This is a genomic window from Haliea salexigens DSM 19537, assembly GCF_000423125.1.
GTDB lineage: Bacteria > Pseudomonadota > Gammaproteobacteria > Pseudomonadales > Halieaceae > Haliea > Haliea salexigens.
The window spans coordinates 1-2,543 of the sequence record NZ_AUHJ01000059.1; the positions used below are offsets into that span (position 1 = coordinate 1).

The 2,543-nt window shown below is 58.9% G+C and carries 1 protein-coding gene and 2 pseudogenes; all 3 read left to right on the top strand.

Translation table 11 applies throughout. The annotated features are described in order from the left end of the window. The first annotated feature begins 343 nt into the window (after window positions 1-343). Complete coding sequence (locus tag G533_RS0119185) at window positions 344-1,435, top strand: IS3 family transposase (RefSeq protein WP_027951295.1); 1,092 nt, start codon at window positions 344-346, stop codon at window positions 1,433-1,435. 31 nt (window positions 1,436-1,466) lie between these two features. Continuing rightward, a pseudogene (locus tag G533_RS23040) lies at window positions 1,467-2,093 on the top strand (IS1380-like element ISMaq3 family transposase); the annotation flags it as partial. Between the two features lie 163 nt (window positions 2,094-2,256). Beyond that, window positions 2,257-2,543, top strand: a pseudogene (locus tag G533_RS0119195) (transposase); the annotation flags it as partial.

Here is a 2,543-nt window from a genome sequence, read left to right on the forward strand (position 1 = left end):
TTTGGCCTTGAAGGCCGATGAATATCTTGCCATTGGTCAACTCCTCGCCCTCCATATTGTACCTAACGGTGGGGCAACAATGTTGACACAGAGGGCGCCGAGAAAAGCTCTTCAGCAGTCAATTAACCACCTGGCGTCGCGAGCTGGCCGCTGGAGGTGCCGAAAAGCTGTCCAAAACCGCACCGGGGCCGAAAGCCTCCAAGTCCGCTGAACAAAAGCGTATTGACCAGCTTGAACGCGAGAACGAGCGCCTAAAGAAGAAGCTGGCGGTGACCGAGGACTGCGTATCGCTCCAAAAAAAAGCCTTGTCGATGCTCGATCACACGAACAATGGGAGCGAGCAATGATTAGCGTTATTGAGCAGCGCCCGCCTCGGCTTCCACTGGCCACTGCGTGTGAGGCACTGGGCCTCAATCGCAGTACGGTCTACGCCTGGCGCTCCGGCACTAACAAACCTTCAGACCCAGCGGCACGGTGGCGCAAGCAAGCGCCGCAACCGAAGGCCTTGTCTGGCGCTGAGCACCAGGCGATGCTGGACACGGCGTTTAGCGAGAAGTACCGGGACCAGCCTGTCTACGAGATCTATCATGACCTGTTGGATAATGGCGTGTACATGGCGTCGCTGAGCACCTGGCACCGGGTGCTGCGCAAACACAACGCCAGCGGCGAGCGGCGCCCCCAGCGGGCGCCTCAGAGCCACGCCATCCCGCGTCTGAGCGCGAGCGAGCCGAATCAGGTCTGGAGCTGGGATATCACCAAATTACCGACACGCCGGCGCGGCGAGTACCTCAACCTGTATGTCGTCTTGGACCTGTTCAGCCGCTTTATCGTTGCTTGGATGATCTCACGCAAAGAGAACGCGGCGCTAGCTCAGCAGCTGATGAGCGAGGCGGCTCAGCGCTACGACATCCGCCCAGGCAGCCTGACGCTACACCAGGACCGAGGCGCACCAATGATCGCGCACAGCTACCTGGATCTGATGGCCGAACTCGGCGTGACCTGTAGCCACAGTCGTCCGCGCGTGAGCAATGACAACGCCTTTAGCGAAAGTCAGTTCAAGACCAGCAAATACCAGCCCGATTATCCGGGGCGCTTTGACAGCGTTGCCCACGCCCAGCAGTGGGTCAAAGACTATGTCCAGTGGTATAACCACGAACATCACCACAGTGGGCTGGCGGGCTTTACGCCGGAGCAGGTCTTTACCGGCCGTTACCTGGCAATCGCCCAGCAAAAACAACAGGCGCTTGATGCGCAGTTCGACGAGCATCCCGAGCGCTTTGTACAGGGTCGCCCAACGGTCGTCTTGCCGCCAACGACGGTCTCTATCAATCCGGTTCAGCCGGATGAGGACACCGGAGCGGTGAGCACGGCGGTAAACTTCCCGACGCTACCGTCGGCGAAACACACAGCCAGAGAATCGACATTAACTGATTAACTGACTGTCCGAATCAGGTTGACAGGTTCCCTCCCACTTCAGCAAGCCCCGACTGCTGGCCTGGTGCGATCGCAACCAGGTGGATTACATCGTAGGCATGGCCCGCAACCAGCGGCTGGAGGCGCTTGCCGCCCCAGCCATGGACAAAGTCCGGACCTACTACGAGGCTCATGGCCATAAGCTCGCCAGCACCTTCCGCTTCCGCTACAAAGCCCGAAGCTGGCATAAGCCACGCTGGGTGGTTGCGCGCCTGGAATATGGCCCTCAAGGCCCGAACCCCCGGTTCGTTATCAGCTCCCGCTACGATGACGGATTCAAGCTCTACTACGAACAGTATTGCGCACGGGGTGATATGGAGAACCGGATCAAGGATCAACAACTGGATCTGTTTGCCGGTCGCACCTCCAGCACACACTGGTGGACCAACCAGTGGCGGCTGATCTTATCCGGCTTCGCCTACACCCTGTTCGAGCGTTTGCGGGTGCATCTGAAAAACACGCCCTTCGAACGTATGAGTGCCGGCACCTTGCGCTTGAAGCTGATCAAGGTTGGCGCAGTCATCATCCGCAACACCCGCCGAATACGGGTGTTGATGAGTGATAGCTATCCACACAAGAACGATCTCTCAGCACTGGTTCAGCGCTTGGTGCCCCAGTAGATAATCGGGCTCCCCCGGCCCGATACCAATGGGGGAAAGGGGGAGTTGTGCCTGAATGCCGGAAACTGGCTAAATAATCGCCAACTTCGACCATGACCACTCGGATCTGGCACTACCAGTGCTTGGTCTGCGAAGGTTGTTGGAGCACTATGAGAAATCCGGGCTAGAGAGAGTGCGCAAGGGCCTCAGAAAGGAGCTGAAACCGTCCCAGAGCCGGACTCTCAAGGGAGACCGGAAAATCCTGCTGAAACGCGCTCACGAAGTCTCAGACCGGGAGCGCCTCATCATGGAGACCTGGACAGGCGCGTTCCCGCAACTGCTGGCCGCCTACGAGCACAAGGAGCGCTTCTACGGCATCTGGGACGCCACCACACGGCTCCAGGCAGAAGCCGCCCTGGACGAGTGGATAGCCACCATCCCGAAGGGCCAAAAGGAAGTCTGGAGCGATCT

Bases quoted from the DNA above. Each gene is read 5' to 3' on its own strand.
- G533_RS0119185 (WP_027951295.1), top strand. From the start codon at position 344: ATGATTAGCGTTATTGAGCAGCGCCCGCCTCGGCTTCCACTGGCCACT.